Here is a 24,483-nt window from a genome sequence, read left to right as displayed (position 1 = left end):
GAACGCCACAATCCGGAACGCCGCGAGGACCCGTGCGTGACCGCTGGGCTTATCCGCTTCGATGTCTCGTCGCCGTCTCGGCCATGGCAACCTTCGCGCATACGAAGGCGGTCGCGGCAGAGCTGGCCTTGAATGTCGCGACCCTGCCGCGCGTCGCGACCATCGACTCGCGCTTTCAGTCCTACAACATCGAGATGGTCGAGGTGACCGGCGGACGGTTCTGGAAGCCCTATGCAACCGCCGCCACGCGCCGGCGTGCGGAAACGGAGCGGTTCGCGGCCCGCGCTCCGATCGACCTGCACGATGATAGATTGCGCAAACTCGCCGCCGCGCTCTCCCCCGCCTATCTGCGCGTCAGCGGGACTTGGGCCAACAGCACGTTCTTTGCAGATTCCGAAACGTCACCGATCGCGCCGCCGGCCGGCTTCAACGGCGTCCTGACGCGACGGCAGTGGCGGGACGTGATCGAGTTCTCGCGCGCCGTCGACGCTCCGATCGTCACGTCCTTTGCGATCAGCGCGGGCGCGCGTGACGCTACGGGGCAATGGAGCCCCGAACAGGCCCGGCAACTTCTCGCGTTCACGCGATCCGCAGGCGGGCGTATCGCCGCAGCCGAGTTCATGAATGAGCCCGATCTGCCGACCATCGGCGGCGCCCCTGGCGGCTACGATGCCGCGGCCTACGGCAGGGATTTTGCAGCGTTCCGCGCCTTCATGAAGGACACAGCGCCCGACGTGACGATCCTCGGCCCCGGCACGATCGGCGCCGGCGCTGAGGCTCCAGCGCTCTTCGCCGCATCAGCAGCCGGCATCGACACGGTCTCCTACCATCATTATGGCGCGCTGTCGGCCCGATGCGGCGGCGATCGCAAGGCAAGGCATGCATTGTCGGACGAATGGTTGGCGCGAACCGGCAAGAGCCTCGCCCTCTACGAGACGCTGCGCGACCAGCTAGCACCGGGAAAGCCGATCTGGCTGACCGAGACGGCCGACACCGCGTGCGGCGGCAATCGCTGGGCTAAAACCTTCGCCGACACGTTCCGTTACCTCGATCAACTCGGACGGCTGGCCAGGGCTGGCGTTCAGGTGGTGATGCATAACACGCTGGCCGCGAGCGACTACGGGCTGCTCGACGAACGAACCCATCTGCCGCGGCCGAACTACTGGGCGGCGCTGCTGTGGCGACGGTTGATGGGGACCATTGTGCTCGATGCCGGTGTCGCCGAGCAATCCGGCTTCCATGTTTATGCGCATTGCGCGTGCGACATGCCTGATGGAATAGCCCTGCTCGTCATCAACAATGATCGGCGAAAACAACGCAAGCTCATGCTGCCAGCCGCCTCGCAACGCTACACGCTGACGAGCGCTAAGCCTGCCGACGCCAATGTTCAGCTCAATGGCGCGACGCTTTTGCTTGGAGCCGCTGACAGGATCCCAGCCCTGAACGGCGACCCAGCCGCCGCCGGAACGATCGTCTTCGCACCTGCAACGATCACGTTCCTGACCGTCGCCGACGCCGGCAACGCCAATTGCCGTTAGCGGCCTGACGTCGCCTTACGCCGCGTCGCGGCTGGCGTCGGAGGATTCCGGCGGGCGCGCCACCAGATGGCCGAGCATGATGGCGGTCATCAGCCGTTCCATCTCGAGCCGTGCGGTGACATGCGACATGGTCGGCCGGCTACCGAGTGCGAGCTGGCTGACATCGTCGATCGCGGTCAGTCCGCGCGGATAGAATTCGCGGAAGATCACGCGTTCGGCCAGGCCATCGACCAGACGGAAATTCAGCGTCTTGGACAATTCGCTCAGGGCTTCGCCGACCAGGCGCTTGTTGCGTGACCCGAGCGTGGAGAGACGGTTGCGCAGCACCACCCACTCGAATGCCGGCTGATCGTGTGCGCTGCGCTCGCGCCGCGCCTCCTCCACCATCTTCGAATAGTGGCTGATGCCGGTCACCTTGAAGTTGTTCGGATCGACGGTGCCCAGCACGTCAAAATCGAGGAAGCTGTCGTTGAGCGGCGTGATCAGCGTATTCGCCAGCGAATGCGTGAACGTCGTCAGATAGGTGTCGTGGCCGGGACAGTCGATGACGACGAAATCGTGCGACCGGCCCAGCCGCTCGACGATCTCGGCGAGCGCGCTGCGCCCGAGCGTCTCGACCTCGCTGCTCCTGCCGCTCACTGTCTCGAAGCACATATGCGCGGGAATGCCGAGATCCAGCGAGGTTTCCCGCGCCCAGTCCCGCCGGTTCTCGACGTAGTGCGTCAGCGACTTTTGCTTGTTGTCGAGATCGATGGTGGCGACACGCTGACCCGCCTTGATCAGCGCGATGGCGACGTGCATGGCAATTGTCGACTTGCCAGAGCCGCCCTTGTTATTTCCGACAACTACTACTCGTGCGTTTGTCATGGGAATCCATACCGGACGCTTGAGTGAAAGCAGGACAAAACAGAATTTAATGAACGGATTCGAATCTCACTGATTCGACGAATCTCGACAAGAGTCGCTGCGACATTGTCGTGATCGAAATCAAGAAGCTGCGACATCATTGTCACTGCTTCTTCGAGCACGTATCGTGAACGCAACTTGCGCCGTGGGGCTGGCGCTCCCGAGGCTAAAGCCTGATGAGATTAGGTTGAGCTGGAACGACGTCGAAGGTTCACCTCTCCCTTGGGAGAGGTCGATTTGCGCAGCAAATCGGGTGAGGGGCTCCGGTCCATCGAGAGAGCAAGAGCCCTCACCCGGATTGCACTGGACGATGCTTCGCATCGCCAGGCGCAATCCGACCTCTCCCCAGCGGGGAGAGGTGACCGAGACCGCGCCAAGCAGATTCAACCAAAACTCATCCCGCTTTAGCGCCCCTGGAACACGGCGGCGCGGCGCTCCACGAAAGATTTGATCCCCTCGGCGGCATCGGCGGTGTTGAGCACGCGTTCGCGGATCTGCGGGATGATCGCGATCGCCGCCTGCTCGCCGGCTTCGATGAACTTGCGGCCCGCCTCCTTGGTCACCTGGATTCCAAGCGGCGCATTGCGTGCGATGATCTCCGCGAGCGCCATTGCACGCTCGACCTGCTGGCCCGCCGGCACGACTTCCTGCACGAGGCCGATCCGATACGCTCGGCGGCGGTGAACTCGTCGCACAGCAACAGGTGATACATCGCATCGCCCCACCCGGCGCGGCTGATATATCGGAAATGCGCGCCCGCCAGCGGCGCGATGCCGCGCTTGGCTTCCATCTGGCAGAAGCGGCTGTCGTCCGCGGCGATCACGATATCGCCTGCCAGCATCATCTCGATGCCGACGGTGAACACGATACCCTGCACCGCCGTGACGATCGGCTTCCGGCAGCGCTTCGATAGTCCGAAGGGATCGACGTTGCCCTCCGGCAGCGGCTTGCGCGTCGCCGTCGGACCGAAGAATTTCGGCATGTCGAGACCCGCGGTGAAACTGCCGCCGGCGGCGCAGAGCACGCCAACCCAGAGGCCGTCGTCATTGTCGAGCAGCGTCAGCGCGTCGGAAAGCTCAGTCATCATCTCCGGACTGAAGGCATTCTTCTTCGCGGGATTGTCGATGATGATCTTGAGGATGTGGTCGTGCCGCTCGTGGCGGACCCGCCCTTCGCTCGCGCTGCCGGACATCTGTTCCTCCCTGCTTTGTGACCGGATAATTTCTGGATGATAGTTGTCATCCATATGCATGATGGTCATAATCCAGAAAGAGAGTCAAACAGGGGCTAGCCGAGATGGGCCATTCCCAGGCCGACAAGGCCAGAAGCCGTGAGCGCATTCTGAACGAGGCTGCAACGCAGATCCGCGACAAGGGCCTCGACGCGCTCAGCATCGGCGGCCTGATGCAGCAGGTGAAGCTGACCCATGGCGGTTTCTATGGGCACTTCGCCTCACGTTCCGACCTGATCGCCGCGGCGCTGGAACAGGCGCTGAATGCAGGCGAAGCATCGGCTCACGCGGCGCGCGGTCCCGACAGGCCGGTCAACATCAACACACTGGTGCGGAGCTATCTCAGCCGCGCCCATCGCGACGCGCCCAAGTCGGGCTGCGCGATCGGCGCACTGATCTCGGATGTCGGCCGCGCCGATGCGCAGTGCCGTGCGGTGATGGAACCGCACATCGAATCCTTCATCGCCAAGGTCGCCGAGACGTTCGGCGACGATGACGACAGCAACGCTATCGTCGCGGTGAGTGCGATGGTCGGGGCGCTGGCGATCTCGCGTGTCCTCACCGACCAGAAGCGGTCCGACGCCGTTCTGCGCACCGTGCGCGATGCCATCGTCGCGATGGCGTCCGACGAATGATTTCGCCCGCGCCGCGGGCAGCTTGATGGAGTGAGCCATGAACGATCGATCCGCCCTCGAGCCGACCGCCGTGCAAGGAAGCGTGCTGATTGCCGGCGTCGGCGCGTCGAACGGCCTCGGCGCTGCGATTGCGCGTCGCTTTGCCGCCGGCGGCTATCCCGTCGCGATCGCCGGCCGCAACGCCGACAAGCTCGCCGCGACGGCGGCCGAGCTGGCCGCAAGCGGCGCGACGGTCGCGCACGTGGTCGGCGACGCCTCCACGGCGGCCGATGTCGCGCGCTTCGTCGAGGCGGCCGAGAAGCTCGCACCGCTCGCGATGGCCGTGCACAATGCCGGCTCCAACCGGCCGGCACCGTTTCTGAAGGTCAGCGAGCAGCGCTTCGAGGAACACTGGCGCGAGCATGCGCTCGGCGGTTTCCAGCTCGCACAGGCCGCGATCCCCGCTCTGCTTGCGCGCGGCGGCGGCACGCTGGTGTTTACGGGCGCCAGCGGTTCGCTGCGCGGCAAGGCCAACTACTCACCGTTCGCCGCCGCCAAGGCCGCGCTGCGCGCGCTGGCGCAGAGCGTGGCGCGGGAATTCGGGCCGCAGGGCATCCATGTCGGCCATGTCGTAGTCGACGGCGGTATCGAGGGCGACCGCCTGCTGAGCATGCGTCCGCAATTGAAGGATGAACGCGGACCGGATGGCATGCTCAACATCGCGGCCATCGCCGACGCCTATTGGGTGCTGCATCACCAGCATCGCAGCGCCTGGACGCTGGAGCTCGACCTGCGGCCGTGGGCGGAGCAGTTCTGAACGCGCTGCGCCACCCATCTCACCCGTGAATATGGGTTGCGATCTGCCGGAATCTTGTCAGCTTATGCGACAAGGTCCGTCGAGATCGCATCCTGTCCCGGGGGAAGGCCATGTCGCAGCCCACGCCGATCCTGCATCATTTCGATCAGTCGCCGTTCTCCGAGAAGATCCGCATCATCTTCGGATTCAAGAAGCTCGCCTGGAACTCGGTGCGGATCTCCCGGATCATGCCGCGGCCGGACCTGATGCCGATGGCAGGCGGCTATCGCCGCACGCCGACGATGCAGATCGGCGCGGACATCTATTGTGACACCCAGATCATCATCCGCGAGCTAGAGCGGCGCTACCCGACGCCGACGCTGTTTCCGGCGGGTAATGCCGGCATGCCCTGGGCGCTCGGCATGTGGACCGACCGGCCGTTCTTCCAGAACACGGTCAACCTCGTGTTCGGCTTCATCGGCGACAAGGTCCCGCGGGATTTCATCGAGGATCGCGAGAAGTTGCGCGGCGGCAAGTTCGACGTCGCCGCCATGACCGCGGCGCTGCCGCAGATGCGCGACCAGTTCCGCGCCAATGTCGACTGGATCGAGGCGCAACTCGGCGACGGCCGGCCGTGGCTGTTCGGCGAGTTCGGCCTCGCGGACGTCAGCGCCTACATGAACGTGTGGTACGCACGGCAGAGCCTCGCCACGATGGACGAGATCATGAAGTCCGTGCCGCGTGTTGCGGCGTGGGAGGAGCGCATCCGCGCCATCGGCCACGGCACGCGCACCGAGATGTCGTCGGCCGACGCGCTCGAGATCGCCGCGAAGGAGCGGCCGCAGTCGCCTGTGTTCGGCGACCCCACGGATCCGAACGGTCGCAAGCCCGGCGACGTCGTTGCCGTGATGCCGGATGACTACGGCAAGATCCCGGTGCGTGGCGAGATCGTTTCGCTGTCGGCGCAACACATCGCGATCCGCCGGTCGGATGAGCGCGCCGGCGAGGTGGTGGTGCATTTCCCGCGCGCCGGCTTCCTGGTGCTCCCGGGCTGATTGCCGCAGGCTGCTCCCAAGCGAGCCTGGAAACGCTGCGTTTCGCGGCGTGACCTTGCCGCCCCCCTGAACCGGCAATAGCTCAACCATATCTCCAACCCAAGGCTCCACAGCGCAGGCTTGCGGATAGATCCGCAGCAATTTCGGCCTGCGTGCGATGGGTAGCCCGTGGCGGATGCTCCGCCACGCCGACAACCGGACTGACTATGACGACCTCCGTCGAATTCGGGCTTGACACGTTTGGCGACGTCACCAACGACGCCGCCGGCGCGCCGCTGCCCCACGCCCAGGTGATCCGCAACGTCGTCGACGAAGCGGTGCTGGCCGATCAGCTCGGGATCGATTTCATCGGGCTCGGCGAGCACCACCGCGCCGATTTTGCGATCTCCACGCCCGAGACCGTGCTGGCGGCAATCGCCGCGCGCACCGAAAACATCCGCCTCGGCTCGGCGGTGACTGTGCTGAGCTCGGACGACCCGATCCGCGTCTTCCAGCGCTTCGCCACCGTCGACGCGGTCTCGAACGGCCGCGCCGAGGTGATCCTCGGCCGCGGCTCCTTCACCGAGTCGTTCCCGCTGTTCGGCTTCGACCTCAGGCAATACAACGAGCTGTTCGAGGAGAAGCTCGATCTGTTCACCGAACTGCTCAAGCAGGAGCCGGTGACCTGGCAGGGCAAGCTGCGGCCACCGCTCAAGAGCCAGTCGGTCTATCCGCCGGTCGAGCATGGCCGGCTGAAGACCTGGATCGGCGTCGGCGGCAGTCCCGAATCGGTCGTTCGCGCGGCGCATTACGACCTGCCGCTGATGCTTGCCATCATCGGCGGCGATCCCAAGCGCTTTGCACCCTATGTCGACCTGCACCAGCGCGCCTACCAGCAGTTCGGCCGCGAACCGAAGCCGATCGGGGTGCACTCGCCGGGCTATGTCGCCGAGACCGACGCGCAGGCACGCGAGGAGCTGTGGCCGGACTACAAGGTCATGCGCGATCGAATCGGCAAGGAGCGCGGCTGGCCGCCGATGGGCCGCGACGAGTTCGTGTCTGAGGCCGAGCACGGCTCGCTTTATGTCGGCGCGCCGGAAACCGTTGCCCGCAAGATCGCGGCGACCGTCAAGGCGCTCGGCGCGGCGCGCTTCCAGCTGAAATACTCGGCGGGCCCGCTGCCGCACGACAAGCTGATGAAGAGCATCGAGCTCTATGGCAGCAAGGTGGTGCCGATGGTGCGCGAGATGCTCGCCGCGTGACGCGCCAGAACCGGCATGACAATCGGGATAGGGGGGGCCTCGCGGCTCCGCCCACCGGGTCACCGGAGGCGGTCGCCCGCCCCCGGTTCCCACAGAACGTGGCGTGCGGATTTCCCGCACCGACGCTCTTCGACAGTTGGTTCACAGCACCGCAAGCGCCTGCAGCTCCCGATAAGGGAGGCGCAGCTTAGGCTTCAGCAACGGTGTCCGTTCTTTGATTTGGTTGAAGGCGTCCCAAGTGAGGCGTCGGCCTGCCCAGCTGCGGCTGCGCAGCATTCCGCGCCAGTAACGCTCCACTGCCCGATAAACTTTTACGAGGCTCCGGAGATTTCCGGCGACGCCGTAATAGCCATAGTGGCCGCGCAGGACGACGTTGATTTCATCGGCCTGGTCACTGATCTTGTAATGCCGTATTCGCCGCATCAGCTCCTGCAGAGACATGAGGCTGCGCTTTAGCCGAGATTTCTCGGTACGCATCCCAACCTTGAAGTTGCCTCTTTGGTTTCGCGTGCAATAGAGCGTCAGCCCCAGAAAGTAGATTGTTTCCGGGCGGTTTCTGCCGCGTTTGCCCGCGTGTCTTTGCGCGAACCGACCAAACTCGACCAACTTGGTCTTGGTCGGCTCTAGAGTGAGGCCGAACTTCCCCAACCGAAGACGCAGGGCCTCCTGTACGCGGATGGCGTCCGATCGATATTGGAAGCAGATCACAAAGTCGTCGATATAGCGCAAAAGTCGGGCTTCGCCCCGCAACCGACCCTTCACCACGCGTTCGAACCAGAGGTCGAGAACGTAATGAAGGTAGAGGTTGCTCAAAAGCACACTGATCGATCCGCCTTGTGGCGTTCCTTGTTCGCTCGGATGCACTGCTCCGTCTTCCAAGACACCCGCTTTCAACCAGCGCCGGATCAAGCTGATCAGGCGCGGATCACCGACTCGATGTTCGACAAACCGGAGGACCCAATCATGATCGAGACTCCCGAAGAAGTTCTTCAAGTCCGCCTCCAACACCCAGCTGATCATGCCGCCGGCGATGACCTCATTGAGGGTCGCCAAGGCGTGATGGGCGCTGAGCTTCGGCCTGCCGCCGAACGAGCTGGGCAAGAAGTCCTGCTCGTAGATGGCGGACAACACCTCAGCCGTGCTGCGCTGGAGGGCCCGGTCGGCGACAGTTGGAACCCCGAGGGGGCGCTTCTCCGTCTTACCGGGCTTGGGGATATAGACACGCCGAATGTTCGGCGCCCGATATCCCTGTCGGTGGATGGATTGGAGCATCGGCTCGATCCATCCGTCGAAGCTCTCCCTCGCCGCCTCCACCGTCTGTCCGTCCACCCCGGCGGCGGAGCGCTTCGGAATCTGTAATAGATTCTTTTGCACTCGGTCGCGCGTGATGTGATGGGCCAACGAGGTGAAGCGAAGATTTGGCTCGCGCCGAGCTTTCACTGCTATTTGTTCAAGTTTCGTTTCCATGGTCAGCTGATCTTCTCTTAGGATAGAAGGCCGTGACTCCCGTTGAATGGAGCCCATGTCGCCCAAGAACAATTCAACTACCGCTGACCGCTTCCCCATGTAGTCGGCTCTCCCGACCTCCGAGTACTATCAGTCAGTCTGACTTCCACCCGGTCATCAGACCCTTCTCACCTCATCGGCTTGGCAGGTCCTACAAGCTTGCGCTTGAACCGGACGGATCTCCCTTGTTCACGTCAATCCCCTTGGTTGCATGCTGGCGGTACGAACCCCGGGAGCACCTCAGCCCGCTCGCGATGACGCGGGTTGCGATTCCGCCTTCCCCTTTGAGAGACAGGGTCGGCTACTCCGATCACGTTCGATTTCGGGGCTATCTTCCCGTTCACTTCATTCCGGCCTGCAACCTCCCTGTCTACGCTTCGTAGCGACCGTTACCGGACGCCACGCAAGACTTGGTACACGGCCGCTCGCTAGGCTTTGCCGTGGCCGTCATCTCAGACGGCAGATTTCAACGCGCTTGCAAGGCGCAACTCCCACACCACCGGACATACGGGTCCGTATCCGGCGGTTCAGTGGATTATGCGGTCTGCAGCGCCGCGACGGAAGCCAAGCCGAGTGAACTGAAGAACGCGATTGGCATGGCGATGGTGAGTGCGGGACTGTTCGCGAGCCGCCAGGGGCCATGTGGGCTTCCGGCGGTTTGCGCCGCCCGATCCCGGCCGACGCCGCGGCGTCGCAGCTCGGCAAAACGAGTGATTCCGCGCTTCCACTGCTTCCAGGCGATGGCGCGCAACCGCCGCCTGAGCCATTGATCAAGGTCGCGCAATATCGACGGGGTTTGGCAGAAGCCGAAGTAGCCGCGCCATCCGATCAGATAGACGGACAACTCCTTGACAATCTGCGCAAGGCTTCGGCCGCGCGTGCGCCGTGTCAGCTCCCGAACTTTCGCCTTGAAGCGGGCGAGCGCCTGCGGCGCAATGCGCCGCCGCGGTGCTGTCCCGCCGGTGAAGCTGAAGCCCAGGAACTTGCGAACGCTCGGTTTGGCGACCGCACTCTTGGCCTTGTTGACCTTGAGCTTGAGGCGCTTTTCGAGGAACTTCTCGATGCCGGCCAGCGCCCGTTCGCCCGCTCGCTGACTGCGCACATAGATGTTGCAGTCATCGGCATAACGCACAAAGCGGTGGCCGCGCTTCTCCAGTTCCTTGTCCAGCACATCCAGCATCAGATTCGACAACAGCGGCGAGAGCGGACCGCCTTGCGGCGTGCCCTCTTCCGTCGGGCTGACCACCCCTCCCTCCATCACCCCCGCATTCAGGAATCTGCGGATGAGCTTCAGAAGGCGCTTGTCAGTCACCCGTTTGGCGACCAGCCCCATCAGGACGTCGTGGTTGACCCGGTCGAAGAACTTTTCCAAGTCGATGTCCACGACGACGGCGTGCCCGGACGCGATATACGCCTGCGCCCGTTCCACCGCCTGATGCGCCGAGCGGGTCGGCCGGAAGCCGAAGCTCGTCTCGGAGAACGTCCCATCCCAATCCGCCTGCAGCACCTGCATCACCGCCTGCTGGATGACGCGGTCGAGCACCGTCGGGATGCCGAGCGGCCGCAGGCCGCCCGACGCCTTCGGTATCTCGACCCGCCGCACCGGCTGCGGCTTGTAGGTGCCGTCAAGCAGTTGAGTATAGCGCGACGATCTGGGTCGGAAGAGCGCGGCGATCAGGATGGCGAGTCAGTGTCGCGGCGCGATGATGATCGCCGCGATGATTGTCGCGCGCAAGAGTTTTGTTTGCTTTGATTGTCGCGGAGCGTCAATCAAGCGAGCGTTTTTTGTGTCGCGTGCTCCGGTGGCCGCCCTGGACCACGCTTTCGCTCGAGGGCAGTCCGCCTGCGATAGCTCTCGACGTTCATCTCGACGATGGTGGCGTGGTGAACAAGGCGATCGATCGCCGCGAGGGTCATAGCTGGGTCCGGAAAGACCTTGTTCCATTCTCCAAAGGGCTGATTGGCGGTGATCAGCAAAGAGCGTCGCTCGTAGCGTGCGCTGATGAGCTCGAACAGCACACTGGTCTCGGCCTGGTCCTTGGTGACATAGGCAAGATCGTCAAGGATAACGAGATCGAAGCGATCGAGGCGGTTGATGGCACCCTCGAGGTTGAGTTCGCGGCGCGCCACCTGGAGCTTCTGCACGAGATCGGTGGTGCGGGTGAAGAGGACGCGCCATCCGTTCTCGATGAGAGCCAAGCCGATTGCTGCTGCCAAGTGACTCTTGCCGCCACCGGGCGGACCAAACAGCAGCAGATTGGCGCCCTTGTTCAACCAGCCGTCGCCGGCGGCGAGCGCGGTCATTTGCGCCTTGGAGATCATCGGTACGGCTTCGAAGTCGAAGCTGTCAAAGGTCTTTCCGGTGGGCAGCCGCGCCTCGACGAGATGGCGCTCGATGCGGCGACGGCTGCGTTCAGCGATCTCGTGCTCTGCAATGGTGGCGAGGAAGCGCGCCGCCGGCCAGCCTTCCTTATCGGACTGCTCGGCAAATTGCGGCCACAGCACCTTGATGGCGGGCAGCCGCAGCTCGTTGAGCAACAGATTGAGGCGCGCGGTGTCGACTACGTTGGTTGTGCTCATGCGGCACCTCCGATCTCGGCAGTACCGATGAGGCATTCATAGGTGGCGAGCGGTGCGAGGCGCACCACGACGTTCGGCATCTGGGCGGGATCCGGGGCGAAGTGAGTACGTAGCCGGTTGAGGTCGGGCAGCCGGCCGTCGTTCAGGTCGGCCGTGAGCTGATCGGCGAGTTCGGCCTCGCAACCGCGCTCATGGGCGAGTGCGAGGAGATCGACCATGATCCGGCAGGCCTTCTTGTCCGGTAAGCGTTTGCGCAAGACGTCGAAGGCTCGGCGGTAAGCTTCCCGGGGGAACAGCTGGTCGCGGTAGACCAGGTTGAGGAGCGCCATCGGCTTGCGCCGCAAGGAATGGATCACGTGCCGATAATCGACGACCTGATCGTGCTTGCCATTGGGATGCGGCCGCCCGCGCGGCAAGGTGAGGAGATGCGTGCCGCCGACAAACACGTCGAGGTGATCGTCATACAGGCGCACCCGCAGCCGATGGCCGATCAAGCGCGACGGCACCGTGTAGAACACCTTGCGCAAGGTGAAGCCGCCGGACGATGTCACGTGGACGATCACCTCTTCATAGTCCGACGTGCGGCGGTCCGGCAGATCCTGAAGTGCGGTACGTTCGCTGTCGATCCGCTTGGCGTTGCGGGCATTGCGGCGGCTGACGATCTCATCGATGAAGCCACGATAGGCAGCGAGATCGTCGAAGTCGGCGGTGCCACGCAGCAACAGCGCGTCGCCGACCGCCCGCTTGAGATGGCCATGCGAACTCTCGATCGCCCCGTTCTCGTGGGCGATGCCACGATTGTTGCGGGAGGGGCGCATGCCGTAATGGGCACAGAGGTCTTCGTATCGCCGCGTCAGATCGTCTTTGGCGTCGCGGTCGAGATTGCAAAAGGCGGCCGACAGGCTGTCGGTGCGATGCTCCCGTGGCGCTCCACCGAGTGACCACAAGGCATTCTGCAGGCCTTCGGCCAGAGCGATGAAGCTCTCACCGCCGAGCACGACATGGGCGTGCTCAAACCCGGAATAGGCCAGCCGGAAGTGATAGAGACGATGGTCGAGCGGCACGCCCGCGATCGTGACACCCAATTCGCCCATGTCGGTGAAGTCGGACAGGCCGCGCTGACCGGGTTCGTGGGTCTGCCGGAAGATGACCTCCTGCTCCTCGCCGTGGATCGCCCGCCAGGCCCGGATCCGGCGCTCCAGCGTGCGACGGATGCCGGCGCCGAGCTCAGGATGGCGTCGGAGCAACTCCTCGAAGATCGTGACCGGCCGCACACCGGGGGCGGCCTTCAGCATCGGCACGATCTCTGTCTCAAATACGCGGGCCAAGGGATCTGGCCGGCGACGGCCGCGAGGAGCCTTCTTCTGCGACGGAAGGCGTCGATCCTGCTCGATCCGGTAAGCGGTCGAGGTGCTGAACGACGCCTTGGCGGCGGCCACGGGCGGGCTATCGGTCTGACGGTACTTCATGTAGAGCCTCATTTGGTGATCGGTAATGTGTCGGCCTGGCACGCGAGTGATTCCTCTTGGCGGAAGAACCACTTGCATAACCAGCCGGCCGCGATCACCAGTCGGCGCGGTCCGCTGTGGATCGCGCCGACGCCGGGCTCGTAACTCCGGTCGGGCTACGCCCTCCCTGCGTCACGAGCCCGGCGTAGCCCTCTCATCATGGTCGACGCTCCACTTCCATCCTGTTCGCCGCGCGGCAAGTTGAGCTCGGATCGTGAGCCAGTGCTCTTTCAGGTGGGCCGGCAGTTCGTTGACGGTCATCCCATCGACGCCTGCCGCGCCCTTGTTGCGCTTCACTTGCGCCAACGCTTTCTTCAGATTCTCACGCTCGACCACTGCTTCCATCGACAGCCCTGCGACCGCCGGGCGTTCAAGACTGGCCGTCGCCGCGCTTGCTTCGGTCTCTCGGACGGCGGCGCTTTGGGCTTCACCCTTCGCTCCGGTGTCCGAGTTCAGCTCAACCTGATTCTTCTGCCGCATGGCTCGCGCGAGATCGACCGCTCTACTAACCACTTCCACCGTTCGGGCCTTCGGCGGCGCGCTGCCGCCTACTATGCCCTCGGCTGACTTCTGCGCTGCGGTCAGGCCGCCTTGCGACGACCTCAGTCCCGTTGCCGGGACACAGCGCAGACCTCCCGAGGTAAGACCGACCGCCTTCGCCGCACGCCCGCCGGATTTACCACCCCGACCCTTGATGACCTTGGACTTCGCGACCGTTTGCTCGCTCGTCCGGCCGGGTAGGCCTCGTTATCCGGTTCTTGTCCATCGGGCCGCGGCTTTGCTCCACGCTTTCTTCAGACCCCACCTCGCGATGATGCCCTTGCGCTTCGCTAACCCTTCGCCGCCATCAGGCTGGGTAGAGGACTTCCACCTCCAAGCTGTCGTTCATACTCGGCACACAAGCAAAACCCCCGGCGCTTGCACGCCGGGGGCCCTGTTAGATCGCAATCAGATCAACCGGTATTACCAGTTGCGCTGAGCGCGGAGCAGCAACATGTAGGTGTTCTGGTCCTTCAGCTCGTAGACCGCAGCCGGCTTGCCAATCGCGGCGCTGCCGGGGAAAGCGACCGTACCGGCAAAGCTCTGGTCCAGACGGGTGTAGGTGAAGTCGGCCGAGAAGGTCAGGTTCTTCACCGGGGTCCACTGGGTCTGCGTGCCGAGCTGCGCGATGCTGTAGTCGGGGTTGCAGGACGTCAGAGCCGAACCAGCACCGAAGAAGTTGCTGAGCGAGCCACCCACGCCGTTCCCAGCCGGACCGCAGATATAGCCCTTGGCCGTGCTGTTGTAGTTAACCTGGGCCCAAGCACCGTAGATGCTGGTGTTCCAGTTCGGGTTCCAGTTGTGCACGTAGGCACCGCGGAAGCCGTAGGTCGTGATCAGCTGCTGCTGGCCGCCGGTCACGAAGATCGAGTCCGGCGCGATGCCGAAGCCGATGCTCTGATAGGCGCCCGGAACGTTGGTTCCGCCGAAGATGGTGTTGCCACCAGCCGAACCGGCAAGGTCCTGGATGTTGTAGCGGGTCGCACCGTTGGTGTAGACACCCTGCAAGTTGATGGTGTCGCCAGGTCCGGTCGGGATGTTCTTGATCGACAAGGCCAACTGACCAGCCCAGCCCCACTTGTCGTCCGGATGACCGGTCAACTCGGTGCCGCCATAGTAGGCCACGTGGTTGTTATGCGCGGCGAACGATGCCTGGAACAGACCCCAGGCCTGATCGACGCGCAGCATCGCGACGAGATCCGGAGCGATCGTGCCAGCGTAGTCGCTGATGCCGAACACGTTGGTGTTGCCGGGAACGCCGAAGTTGACGGGCGCACCGAGGTTGACCACGCCAGCCTGATAGTAGGCCGACTGATCCTGAGCCGACAGAGACAGCGACACGCCGTTGCCGAACTGCGCGGTGTAGGTGAACTGGTTCACACCAGTGATCGTGCCGCCGCCGCCGACGAGACCGTCGTAGCTGTTGCCCGGGTAGTTGGCCCACGGAGCCGAGAACTGCGAGACCGCCTTACCGATGGTGAAGCCGGCGAACTGGATGAAGGCATAGTAGACGCCGACCGTACCAGCGGCGACGTTACCGGAGCCGGCATTGTTCGGAGCCGCAACCGCGCCGATCGGCGAGTAAACGGTCGCGCCGTTGCCCTGACCGGCATAGGAGTCCGACGTCCAGGAGAACGTGGCATCGAAGAAGGTGCGGACCACGCCGTACTCGGTCGCGGTGCGCGTATCGATGTTCAGGTCTTCACGCGAACGCCAGGTGTAGCCGTTGGTGAAGCGGTTGTTCGCACCACCAGCACCCGAGGTGTTGCCGGTGTGGTCCGAGTTGGTGTTTGCCAGAACGTCGACGCGCAGGTAGCCGCCCAGCTTGATGCAGGTATCGGTGCCCGGGATGTAGTAGAATCCGGGACCATACAGGGAGCAAACCTTCACGTACTCGACCGCTTTGGCCTTGACGGGAAGATCGGCCGCCTGAGCTCCGCCGACCGCGACGAGAGCCGCCGCCGAGCCGAGGATAAGGCTCTTAACCATCTTCATGTTAAACCTCCAAGTTGCTCTATCTCAGGGAAGGTTCCGGATCCGCCGGGTCGAACACCCTCAGGTTGGTTCCCTTTGTCCCTTAAAATCCCCGCTTAGTCGCTTCGCGCCTTCGGACACACCCGCATGAACGCGAGGGACTTAAGCGAACCACCTAGAACGGGACGACCTCGGGATGCCCCCCTCCGTCGTAGTTCCATATGAGACAGAAGCCCCCCGATCACGCAACAAAAGACCGCTCGGTTTGGGGCGAGTTGCGGCTGTTTTCGGGCAAATGTTGCACAAATATCACGGGCATTTGAACTGCGACACTTCGGCAAGCCATTGAAATACAATACGAATATTTCAGTTACCGTTATCGGGTACAAGATTGGGCAACACCGCGCGGAACGGTGTGCAAAACGGGTAGTCCTACGGAGAAAGCGAAGAGCGGAGCCGGCTTCGGCAGCGCTGATTCCGGTATCCGGGCACGGCATTTTGGCCCAAAACGCCGCGATTTGAACAACATAACCCGCCCCGAATACCGTCGACTCGCGCCTGGAAGGGGGCTTTCCGATGGCTCGGAGCAGGCCGAATGACGGCGGGCGGTTTGCCACGGATGTGCAGTAACGATGCTACATGTCACTGGGATGTCAGCGCGCAGAATCGGTCGATTGTTCTCCGCAGCCCCGGCGCGCTGAAATATCTCTGCTATGCGCGGCGCACCCGCAAGGCTCGCCTGCGACGGAGCCGCGTCGCGCTCACTCGTCCAGAATGTCCAGGAGATCCTCGATCCGCTCGAAAGGCGGCTCGTGTATGTTGTCCGAATAGAACACGCGATCGCCGTCGCGCTCGAGCGAACGTGCCCTGGATTTCGGCAGCCTCCCCGGAAGGAACGTCGCCGCGACGGCCTCCGGGCCGACATCGAGCCTCACGATGCCTCGCCGCTTGCAATCGATCCTGAGCCTCGCCGCGGCGAAGAAATCCCGACCGGCCAAGGGCAGCCTGCCGAAGCGGCGCGAGGTCTCTTCCTCGAGATCTTCCAGATCGTCTTCGCTCCGGCACCTCGCGGCACGGCCATAGATTTCAAGCCGCACGGATTCCGATTGCACATAGCTCCTGGGCAGCAAATCCGCGAGCGGAAGGTTGAGATCGGGCACCCACAGATCGGCGGACCGGTCGTTGGTCTTCTCCGAGGCCTGTTTCAGAAGGTGGCTGTAGAGCACCGGACCGAACACCTGCACGTGGCCGGATTGCCGCTCCGAAAGCAGATCCCCGGCGCCTCTGAGGTCGAGATCCCGCTCGCTGATCGCGAACCCGGCGCCCGGTCTGCTGAACTCCTCCAGAACGGCCAAACGCCTGCCGGATTGTTCCGAACTGGATTCGGTCAGCATGTATGCGAAGGCGCGTGTCCCGCCGCGTCCCACCCGGCCTCTCAATTGATGGAGCTGTGCCAGACCGAACTTTTCCGGCCAGCAGACCACGATGGTGTTCGCCCTCGGGATGTCGAGACCGCTTTCGACGATGTTGGTCGCCAGCAGAACGTCCGCCTCGCCTTCGACGAAACTCATCATTCGATCGTCCAGTTCGTCGGCGGGCAGCTTGCCATGCAGGCAGACGATGCGCAGCTCCGGGGCCATCGACTGCACGCGCGCCAGCATCGGATCCAGATCCTGGATGCGCGGACAGATCAGGAAGCTTTGCCCGTGACGTCGCTGCTCGCGCAGCAATGCGGCGGCAATGGCGGCGTCCGAGAGCGGAGCGATCTTGGTCGCGACCGGAAGCCGATGAACGGGCGGGGATGCGATCACGCTCAGCTCCCTGAATCCCGCAAGTCCCGCCGCAAGCGTGCGCGGGATCGGCGTGGCACTCATCCACAGCGTATGGGCGCCCTTCGCCAGGCCTGAAAGCTTCGCCTTCTCGGCTGCGCCGAAGTGCTGCTCCTCGTCGACAATGACCAGGCTCAGCTTGGCGAATTTCAAGTCCTTCGACGCGATCGCCTGCGTGCCGACCACGACTTTCATCTTGCCGCTTCGCAGGCCCTCCTTGGTCTCCTTCATCTCCGCAGCCGACGTCGCCCGCGACAGGCTTCCCACTTCGATGCCAAGCGGAGCAAACCGTTTGCGGAAGGTTGCGACGTGCTGCCTTGCCAGAACAGTCGTCGGCACAACGACGGCAACCTGCTTGCCAGACAACGCAACGGCCGCCGCCGCGCGCAACGCCACCTCGGTCTTGCCAAATCCGACGTCGCCGCAGACGACCCGATCCATCGGATGACCGGACGCCAGATCATCCAGGACGTCGCGAATTGCCTTCGCCTGGTCGACGGTCGTGAAATAGGGAAAGCGCGCGACGAACCGCTCATATGCGGGACCGGGAGCGACCAGCTTGGGCGCGCGCCGGCGGCGCCGTTGCGCGATGTGTTTGGCAAGCGCCTTGGCGGCCGTTTGAATTTCCTGCTCCGCCTTGGTACGGCGCGTCCACCACGTACTGCCATCGGCCCTGTCCAGTGCCAGCTTGCCGAGCTCCGCGGCATACGGCCAAATCAGCGCAAGATCGGCCGGCGGAACGAGGACGGCATCATCCCCCGCAAAGGCCAGCCTGATCATCTCGCGCGATGATCCCTTCCCCATATCGAGGGTCTGCAAGCCATCGAGCACGGCCAGCCCGCGCTGCAGATGCACGACGACCGCGCCGCGCTCCGGCACGTCGGGATGATCGAAAGCCGAACTCCAGGCTCTCGCCATGGGCTGCGGATGATGCGCCCTGCTGCCGAGCACGTCGGTCGCCGTCACGACGACGAGCGGCTTGCGTCCTGGGCCGATGAAGCCGGTGTCGAAGTCGGCCAACAGCGCGCCTTCGCCCCCGCGCCCTTTCGCCGCCTCGTTCCAGTCGGCGAAACGCTCCGCCTTGATCCCGCTCATTCGCTCCAACGCGCGCAGATCGTCCTCGACCGCCGCGACAAAGAGCAGCCGCGATCCGCCGCGCTGCGTGTCGGCGACAAATGCGCGAAGAGCTTTCCGCGACGAGGCGACCTTCGAGAAGTCAGGCGTGGCGATGAAGGCCGCCTTTCGAGGCAGCGCGCTCATCCGTTTGGCCAGCCGTTTCCAGTCAGCGGGCCCCAGATATTCGCGTTCCGCCTCCCTGCGGCCGGCCGCCTCCTTGATCGTGCTCAGCCAGCTATCGGCGTGGCCCGAAACGCCTGCGTCCGCGATCCAGTGCGCGCGCTGGCAATAATCCGGCAGCGCCGCCCGCTGGACCCGCTTGCCTTCCAACGCAATCCGTTCGGACATCGGGTCGATGTGCAGTTCCTCCGCGTCGAACACGACGTCGTGCTCGTCCGGATCGACACCTACGATTCTGCGGATCACGCCACCGGAATGCTCAATTCTGAACGGCCCCAGCGCGCCCGCGGGAAATACCTCGAACGTCATTCCGTGGAAGAGAGCGCTGCCGGGATAATCCGCCTCTTCGTCGAGATCGTATCCCAAAGCTTCCAGACGATCCTTGAGTTCCTGCTCGGAATAGCCCGCCCCCACCTTCAGGCTGATGCTGAGGCGCGCCGAGCTGGCAGGCAACGGCAACCGCTCCATGATCGCCTCTGCCGTCGACACCAGGAACACCGGCTTCTTGCTCCTGGCGAGGCGCCTCAACACCGAACTGCGCCTGCCGGCGATCTCTCGTGACGGCTCCAGCCCGTCAAAGGGCAAGGTATTCAGCCGCGGGAACACCAGCACCTCGACCGAGGGATCGAGCGAATGCAGCACGCTGCCGAGGCGCTCGGCCCTGTTCTCGCTTTCCGCAAGGAAAACGATGCCGTCCCGCCCGGACTTCTTCCATTGCTCGAGAAGATGGAGCGCCAGCATGCCAAGCGGTGAGGAAGACGAGATCCCGGAACGCGCCGATCCCTTGCTTTTCTTCTTCGCGCCAGCAGCAGCGCGGGCCTTCTTGGTATTCGCCACGTCAGATCCGTCGTTATGTCGTGAGTACAATCGCCCATTGACCTGCGTCTCCGGGCGACTCGGGGGCTTGTCGCCCGCCGCCATGGAAACGAAAGCGGCACAATTTTCCAGCTGGCCGGATCAATCCGCCCGAAATGGCGGCAGGGGCTCGACCGGGGAGAACGATTTCCTACATTAAAATCAATGGCTTATTTGCTGGCTGGGGCGGGAGGGATCGAACCTCCGAATGGCGGAATCAAAATCAGGCGGGATACCTAGAGATATCAACGACAATTCTGAATTTCGCGCAGTCTTCGCTTTCAATCAGATCAATAGGTTACAAGTCAATTCAGAATGGCGGGAGGGATGATGACGAGATTTGATGATCGGCCCAAATGGTACTGGGCGGCTGGGGGCACCAAGCCGCGCTCAAACGGTGAAACCGAAACCACCGATGCCGGCGATCGGTTCGTTGTCGCTTTTGGGCAGCGCGAGTTATGGGAACGGGTCCGAGCAGAAGTTTCCAGCACCGAGCAATGCGCTTGGAACAGCTTCGGCCCCGCAGATGGAAGAGCGACCTTGGCCGACTGTCTCTTCGTGATGGTCGAGGGCCGGGAGATGTACGGGGCCAATTTCAACAAGGTCGTGACCGAGCTCGCCCAGGTCCCCGCATTCGCAAAAGCCATCATCGCTTCCGGCGTCGATCTCTGCAATTGGGTTTCAAACCCCACACTTCACACTCCACTGCCGCGGCCGAAGTACGATCCTAAGGCAGAGGAGCGACTTCGTTCCGTGCTCGAGGCAACATTGGGCCAGACTGTAGAACAATGACCGGCCGGCTTCATCGCCGCGGCCGCTTCACAGCCATATGCATGGGCGTGTGCCTGATGGCGGCGCTGGCGATCGTCCTGCTTCGATAGCGCTTCAACTCCGCTGCCGTCGTGGCCCGATCCGGCGCCCTGTGGACGCCAGCATACTTAGATCCCACCCGGCATAATTCTCGCTGGAGAGACCATCGAGCAAGGTGGCGCTACCGTCGCTAAAAAGCGGCGCATCAAGTGATCTGAGCCCAAACTTCACAGTTCCGTTTTTCCTAGCGTCGCGGTCGTAAGCAGCAACAAACTCTCTGACGCGCTCCTTGATCTGATCTTGGCGCAAAGACCCCTCAAGCAGAGCCACGAAGATGTTCTGAGCGATGTCATCCCGTCCTGGCAAGTAAGTCGGAAGCATCGCTCGGATAGTTTCAAAATCGTTTGCTTCCTCACGCCTCTGGTCTGTCAGCTTTCGCGCTCTCTCCATCGACCAGCGCAGGATTTGCGATCGCGAAAGAGAACCTGCGATCATCTCGCGAACGAACCGATCGAATTCGGGATCAAATCGGCGGTGACAATACAAGCGCTCCGTGTTGCTGATCATGGGGCGCTTCTTTCCGCGCAGCGGCCGGCCGGTAATCTCGGCGAGCGACTTCTTTTGTTGAAGAGCCTGGCAGACCAAGAGGAGCTTGTCAGGCTCCATCGGCCTCGCCCCCTTGACCCTGATCCTTTCGCAAGTTCGACACTGGCGCGTCGTGTAGCCCGTGCTCCAGCGTGTGTGAACTCGGGCGTCGTGAAGCGAGTGACCATATATGCAATATGTTCTTTCTCGTTGGGAGGCTCCTTTCCGTTTGTTAGCTGCTTGCGCATTTTGCTCGGCGAGAGCCGTTGCGCGTTCAGCCCATTCTGGATGAGCGGCGCAGTATTTATTGAAGGCCTTCCTTGAACTGATGCCAGCGCAGACCTTTTTGTTTCCTTGACCGGGGCGTGCTCCGTAAAAGATCATGCGGAGCGTGCAACCCTCTTCGAGCAAGCGCAGGACTACATCCGGCGGAAACTCCGGATATTGAATGCGCTCGGTCATCCGCAGCCGCGCAGCGTCTCGCGCGGACTCTTTTGCCGCGCGCTTTCTTTTGCTCCAGAGCTTCTTTCGCTTTCTTGCGGCATTCCGCGTAGAAAGTCGCCTGAGGCGCCCTTCTAGTTTGGGCTGCAGACGAAACGCCGCGACAAGACCGTTAAATCTGATTACGCCGCCGTCACTTTTTCTCGCGGTCGCATCAGCGAGTGTGCCCCCCTCTTCTACGACGGCGATCGCGGCCGTTACCTGTGCGGCGGTAGGATGTGCCCGCGTATTCCATCCTCTACGGCAGAGTTGACATTCGAGGTGCCGCCAGCCGCGATTAGTGATCCTGAGCTTGGTGTTTTCGGGTGTGAGCTCATGACCGCTTTTGCAGTGGGTACGTCGATCGACCTGTTTCTTCACCCCGGCTAAGATCCGCGATTTGCTATTGGCCTTAGCCAAAGCCTGCGCCTTGCTTCCCCATTCCGGGTGAAGCTGACAATGCACCTTGAAAGCCCTGGAGGAGCATATCGGTGTTTGGCCAGTCCCGCCGGTTATGCTGCGGAGCGATTCTCCAGCTTCGAGCCGGGCCATGAACGTGGCTGCTTCTGCCGGATTCATGGTGAACACCTGCCCACCCACGATGTCCCTGAAGCAACTCTTGCAAATTGCGGACAGTCGGCCGCGTGAGCTGGGGTGAAAGTCGCTTACCTGCAGAGTGAGTTCGCACCTTCGACAAACAGGCATGACGAACACTTTGATCTGGAGCGACGGGAGTGCGCGGAAGCTGCGCGCTGGGCCTCCAAAGCGCCAGAGTGTTGATTGGCCTTTCCCCTGAATGCCCGTAATTCACCGGTAGTCGGATCGATGCAGCATTGTCCCTCGACGCGCCGGCCTACCTGGATGGCACAATGCTCCGCGGCGAGACTGTGTCGGAAAGTCTTTGGGATCGCTATAATCGTTAAAGCAGTTGCATCGGGCGGCGTCGGTGCCGCCTGATGCGATCTCGTTGGCGGGTTGGGCCCATCTATTTCACTTCCCGCAGCTCTCTTCGAATTGCGCCTGGCGGCCGCGGGTCAGGACCGGCCAAGTTCCAGATGAGGCCTTCTAACTCATCTAGCGGCATATGAAGACTTTTCGCGATGTCGTTCTTTGTGGTCCGCTCCGACCAAAGCTGCGCAAGAAGCTTTCGCCAAATAATCGACGTTTCCCGTTGAACACCGTTTGGCTCTCCGTCGCGATAGCCCCACTTACCCAAATCCATGATTATCGACTTGTAACGCCAGTCAGACAGCATTCCTAAGGCGTGTAAGCGGTACGAGAGAGCCATCGCAGAGACGCGCCACCTAGATTTCGCTACCAAGATCGTCTGTGTGGAAATTGGCCGTTGAATTTGAGCTCGCACATCCCTTGAAGGCATCAAAAATGCAGACGCAAAACCATTGGCTTCTCGTTCGGCCGCCCTCGTTTCTTTAGGGTCACCGTGTTTGTGCATTACGAGATGACCAAGCTCATGGGCGGAGTCGAAAATACTGCTTTCTGCCGTCTTGAAATTGTTGAGGAAGATGTAAGGCTTGTTATCCCGCCAAAACGAGAATGCGTTTACAGACGCGGTATTCTCTGCAAGTGAGAAAATCCGCACGCCCTTTGTCTCCAACAACGCCAGCATGTTGGTTATCGGACGCTCTCCCAGTCCCCAATACTGCCTGAGAGCGGCGGCGGCGGTCTCTGGTTCAGTTTCGTAGCTCATATCAATTAAGCTGGGCTGAGGAAGCTGGAAGCGTTCTTCGACCCAAGCGCTCAATTGCAAGCCCATTGCGCCAGCCGCGATAGCAGCGTCGCGTTCTTTCGCACTCATTTTGGTGAAGCTGCGAAAGCTAACCGCACCGGTGTCAATCTCCTCTGGATCGCGCTCGAGGAAAAACTCACGCGGGAACGCCAATGCCTGCACTAATTTGTCGAATGTGGCGTCATCAGGCGCGTTGGCGCCCTTCTCCAGCCGAGATATTGTTAGCTCAGCCAGCCCAGTCTTTTCCGCAAGCGCCCGCGCTGTCAGCCTTCTGCGCATTCGCGCAAGGCTGAGCCTCTTAGGATTAAACATCTACTTGCTCAGACTTTCCGCGCAATCTGGGGATCGAATTCGATCGGCGTGTTGGGCATATCGTTCGTGAGCCCAGCACCATCATCATCGCTTCCGTTAGACAAATAGATGCGTTCGATCATGGCCATGAAACCACCCCCCTTCACGACAGGCCGAGATAGTTCAACAGCTCCACTTTCATCGACCATAAGATAAAAGAACTGCCATTCTCCCTTAGGGCGCGGCGCATACTGCGGAAGGTGCTCGAACAATCCGGGTCCAGAGGCACGCTCAACCCCGTTCCCTTTTTTTGTTCGGGGCTGAGGTCTGTGCGTGTCCACACATGCTAGATCGACATTGCAGAAGCTAACGACCAGTTTGAGGCGATCATTCCTGATGGTCTCAACGCCGTTGGTTCGATCTAATCGCCAGTCTGCTCCAACAAAACGATGTCGGAGCGCCCAAATTCCATGATGGTATGAGAAGGTGCCGGGAGCGTTGGCGGCATGGAAAGCCGTCGCGTTTGCCCTTTCGTGCACCGCGATATCGCGCACTTCGAGGAGTTTGTTTTTGGACAGCGCTAATTCCTGAAGTCTTGGCTGCACTTCCCAAGGCTCACGCAATACAGTGGTCTGCACGGCATCCATGGAATCACCAATGTTGATTTTCCTCACCTACAGGTAGGTCGAAAAAATCAACATTGCAATAGCACTGGCGCGCCCTCAAAAAATTTTAAAAATTATGCACACGGGGATAACCGCTTCAAATCGCTCAGTTTTGTCAACTTATATTTGCACCACCTCCGGCCTAACCGATTGTAAATGTTGACATTTCTTAGGAACGATATAGCTTCAGGCGGCTTATAGATTTTCGAGTTGGACAGGAGGCCCCGCCATGGCCGCACTTTTAAAAGATCCACAGGACGATTTGTGGTCTCAGCCCGTCTCCAAGGAGGGGCTAGCCAAACTCGCGCGGGCCATTGAGCAGCCGAAGGCGCCAACAGAGTCCTTGAAAAGGCTGATGTCGCAGGTCAAGGAATCCAAGTAAGATTTAATGCCTATTCCTCAAGGTCAGCGGCCGGTGCCCGTCGCTATAGAAATC

At 62.1% G+C, this 24,483-nt stretch carries 18 protein-coding genes and 1 pseudogene; 7 read left to right on the top strand and 12 right to left on the bottom strand.

Annotated features, from left to right (window positions below):
- Positions 1 to 32: 32 nt before the first annotated feature.
- The gene (locus tag ACE10X_RS13405) at positions 33 to 1,538 is read left to right on the top strand and encodes a hypothetical protein (RefSeq protein WP_038388066.1); all 1,506 of its coding nucleotides are present in this window, start codon (positions 33 to 35) and stop codon (positions 1,536 to 1,538) included.
- A gap of 15 nt (positions 1,539 to 1,553) precedes the next feature.
- On the opposite strand, the gene ACE10X_RS13400 is transcribed toward ACE10X_RS13405, so the two are convergent.
- Together ACE10X_RS13400 and ACE10X_RS13395 are read right to left on the bottom strand one after the other, a co-directional pair.
- The gene (locus ACE10X_RS13400; RefSeq protein WP_051003267.1) at positions 1,554 to 2,339 is read right to left on the bottom strand and encodes a division plane positioning ATPase MipZ; all 786 of its coding nucleotides are present in this window, start codon (positions 2,337 to 2,339) and stop codon (positions 1,554 to 1,556) included.
- 509 nt (positions 2,340 to 2,848) lie between these two features.
- Positions 2,849 to 3,636, bottom strand: a pseudogene (locus tag ACE10X_RS13395) (crotonase/enoyl-CoA hydratase family protein).
- 104 nt (positions 3,637 to 3,740) lie between these two features.
- Here ACE10X_RS13395 and ACE10X_RS13390 point away from each other — a divergent pair.
- The 4 genes from ACE10X_RS13390 to ACE10X_RS13375 all read left to right on the top strand — a co-directional run bounded on the left by ACE10X_RS13390 (position 3,741) and on the right by ACE10X_RS13375 (position 7,381).
- Complete coding sequence (locus tag ACE10X_RS13390; RefSeq protein ID WP_038388065.1) at positions 3,741 to 4,310, top strand: TetR/AcrR family transcriptional regulator; 570 nt, start codon at positions 3,741 to 3,743, stop codon at positions 4,308 to 4,310.
- Positions 4,311 to 4,347: 37 nt separating this feature from the next.
- Entirely contained in the window at positions 4,348 to 5,106 is a 759-nt protein-coding gene (locus ACE10X_RS13385; protein WP_051003266.1) for an SDR family NAD(P)-dependent oxidoreductase, read from the top strand.
- A gap of 110 nt (positions 5,107 to 5,216) precedes the next feature.
- Positions 5,217 to 6,140, top strand: coding sequence for a glutathione S-transferase family protein (locus ACE10X_RS13380; protein WP_038388064.1), 924 nt, complete (start codon positions 5,217 to 5,219; stop codon positions 6,138 to 6,140).
- 206 nt (positions 6,141 to 6,346) lie between these two features.
- Positions 6,347 to 7,381, top strand: coding sequence for an LLM class flavin-dependent oxidoreductase (locus ACE10X_RS13375; RefSeq protein ID WP_038388063.1), 1,035 nt, complete (start codon positions 6,347 to 6,349; stop codon positions 7,379 to 7,381).
- Positions 7,382 to 7,522: 141 nt separating this feature from the next.
- Here ACE10X_RS13375 and ltrA (ACE10X_RS13370) read toward each other — a convergent pair whose 3' ends face one another.
- The 7 genes from ltrA (ACE10X_RS13370) to ACE10X_RS13340 all read right to left on the bottom strand — a co-directional run bounded on the left by ltrA (ACE10X_RS13370) (position 7,523) and on the right by ACE10X_RS13340 (position 19,355).
- On the bottom strand, positions 7,523 to 8,848 hold the full coding sequence (gene ltrA / locus ACE10X_RS13370; RefSeq protein WP_375763020.1) for a group II intron reverse transcriptase/maturase: 1,326 nt from the start codon (positions 8,846 to 8,848) through the stop codon (positions 7,523 to 7,525).
- A 574-nt stretch (positions 8,849 to 9,422) separates the two neighbouring features.
- Positions 9,423 to 10,490 carry a group II intron reverse transcriptase/maturase gene (gene ltrA, locus ACE10X_RS13365; protein ID WP_375764262.1) on the bottom strand — a complete coding sequence of 356 codons (1,068 nt, stop codon included), beginning with the start codon at positions 10,488 to 10,490 and terminating at the stop codon, positions 9,423 to 9,425.
- A 167-nt stretch (positions 10,491 to 10,657) separates the two neighbouring features.
- On the bottom strand, positions 10,658 to 11,467 hold the full coding sequence (gene istB, locus ACE10X_RS13360) for an IS21-like element ISBj11 family helper ATPase IstB (RefSeq protein ID WP_016842034.1): 810 nt from the start codon (positions 11,465 to 11,467) through the stop codon (positions 10,658 to 10,660).
- Entirely contained in the window at positions 11,464 to 13,014 is a 1,551-nt protein-coding gene (gene istA / locus ACE10X_RS13355) for an IS21-like element ISBj11 family transposase (protein WP_080586188.1), read from the bottom strand. Before istA ends, istB begins: the two co-directional genes overlap by 4 nt.
- A 93-nt stretch (positions 13,015 to 13,107) precedes the next feature.
- On the bottom strand, positions 13,108 to 13,455 hold the full coding sequence (locus tag ACE10X_RS13350; RefSeq protein WP_375764261.1) for a hypothetical protein: 348 nt from the start codon (positions 13,453 to 13,455) through the stop codon (positions 13,108 to 13,110).
- A 483-nt stretch (positions 13,456 to 13,938) separates the two neighbouring features.
- A complete protein-coding gene (locus ACE10X_RS13345; protein WP_038386466.1) occupies positions 13,939 to 15,510 on the bottom strand; it encodes a porin in 1,572 nt (523 codons plus the stop codon).
- Between the two features lie 740 nt (positions 15,511 to 16,250).
- Positions 16,251 to 19,355: a helicase-related protein gene (locus tag ACE10X_RS13340; protein WP_038386469.1), complete on the bottom strand. Its 3,105-nt coding sequence runs from the start codon at positions 19,353 to 19,355 to the stop codon at positions 16,251 to 16,253.
- A 441-nt stretch (positions 19,356 to 19,796) separates the two neighbouring features.
- Here ACE10X_RS13340 and ACE10X_RS13335 point away from each other — a divergent pair, with 441 nt between their 5' ends.
- Positions 19,797 to 20,261, top strand: coding sequence for a hypothetical protein (locus ACE10X_RS13335; protein WP_375764260.1), 465 nt, complete (start codon positions 19,797 to 19,799; stop codon positions 20,259 to 20,261).
- Between the two features lie 93 nt (positions 20,262 to 20,354).
- Here ACE10X_RS13335 and ACE10X_RS13330 read toward each other — a convergent pair whose 3' ends face one another.
- The 3 genes from ACE10X_RS13330 to ACE10X_RS13320 form a co-directional block, all read right to left on the bottom strand.
- Positions 20,355 to 21,923 carry a hypothetical protein gene (locus ACE10X_RS13330; RefSeq protein ID WP_375764259.1) on the bottom strand — a complete coding sequence of 523 codons (1,569 nt, stop codon included), beginning with the start codon at positions 21,921 to 21,923 and terminating at the stop codon, positions 20,355 to 20,357.
- Positions 21,924 to 22,329: 406 nt separating this feature from the next.
- On the bottom strand, positions 22,330 to 23,403 hold the full coding sequence (locus ACE10X_RS13325) for a helix-turn-helix domain-containing protein (RefSeq protein WP_375764258.1): 1,074 nt from the start codon (positions 23,401 to 23,403) through the stop codon (positions 22,330 to 22,332).
- 8 nt (positions 23,404 to 23,411) lie between these two features.
- Positions 23,412 to 24,029 carry a hypothetical protein gene (locus ACE10X_RS13320; RefSeq protein WP_375764257.1) on the bottom strand — a complete coding sequence of 206 codons (618 nt, stop codon included), beginning with the start codon at positions 24,027 to 24,029 and terminating at the stop codon, positions 23,412 to 23,414.
- Positions 24,030 to 24,276: 247 nt separating this feature from the next.
- Between ACE10X_RS13320 and ACE10X_RS13315 the strand changes: the two genes are divergently transcribed.
- On the top strand, positions 24,277 to 24,429 hold the full coding sequence (locus tag ACE10X_RS13315; protein ID WP_375764256.1) for a hypothetical protein: 153 nt from the start codon (positions 24,277 to 24,279) through the stop codon (positions 24,427 to 24,429).
- Positions 24,430 to 24,483 lie beyond the last annotated feature (54 nt).

It is taken from the genome of Bradyrhizobium sp. Pha-3 (genome assembly GCF_042258325.1).
Taxonomy (GTDB): Bacteria; Pseudomonadota; Alphaproteobacteria; order Rhizobiales; family Xanthobacteraceae; genus Bradyrhizobium; species Bradyrhizobium elkanii.
Note: the sequence above shows the minus strand (reverse complement) of the source record. Positions and strands in the feature narration are given on the sequence as shown.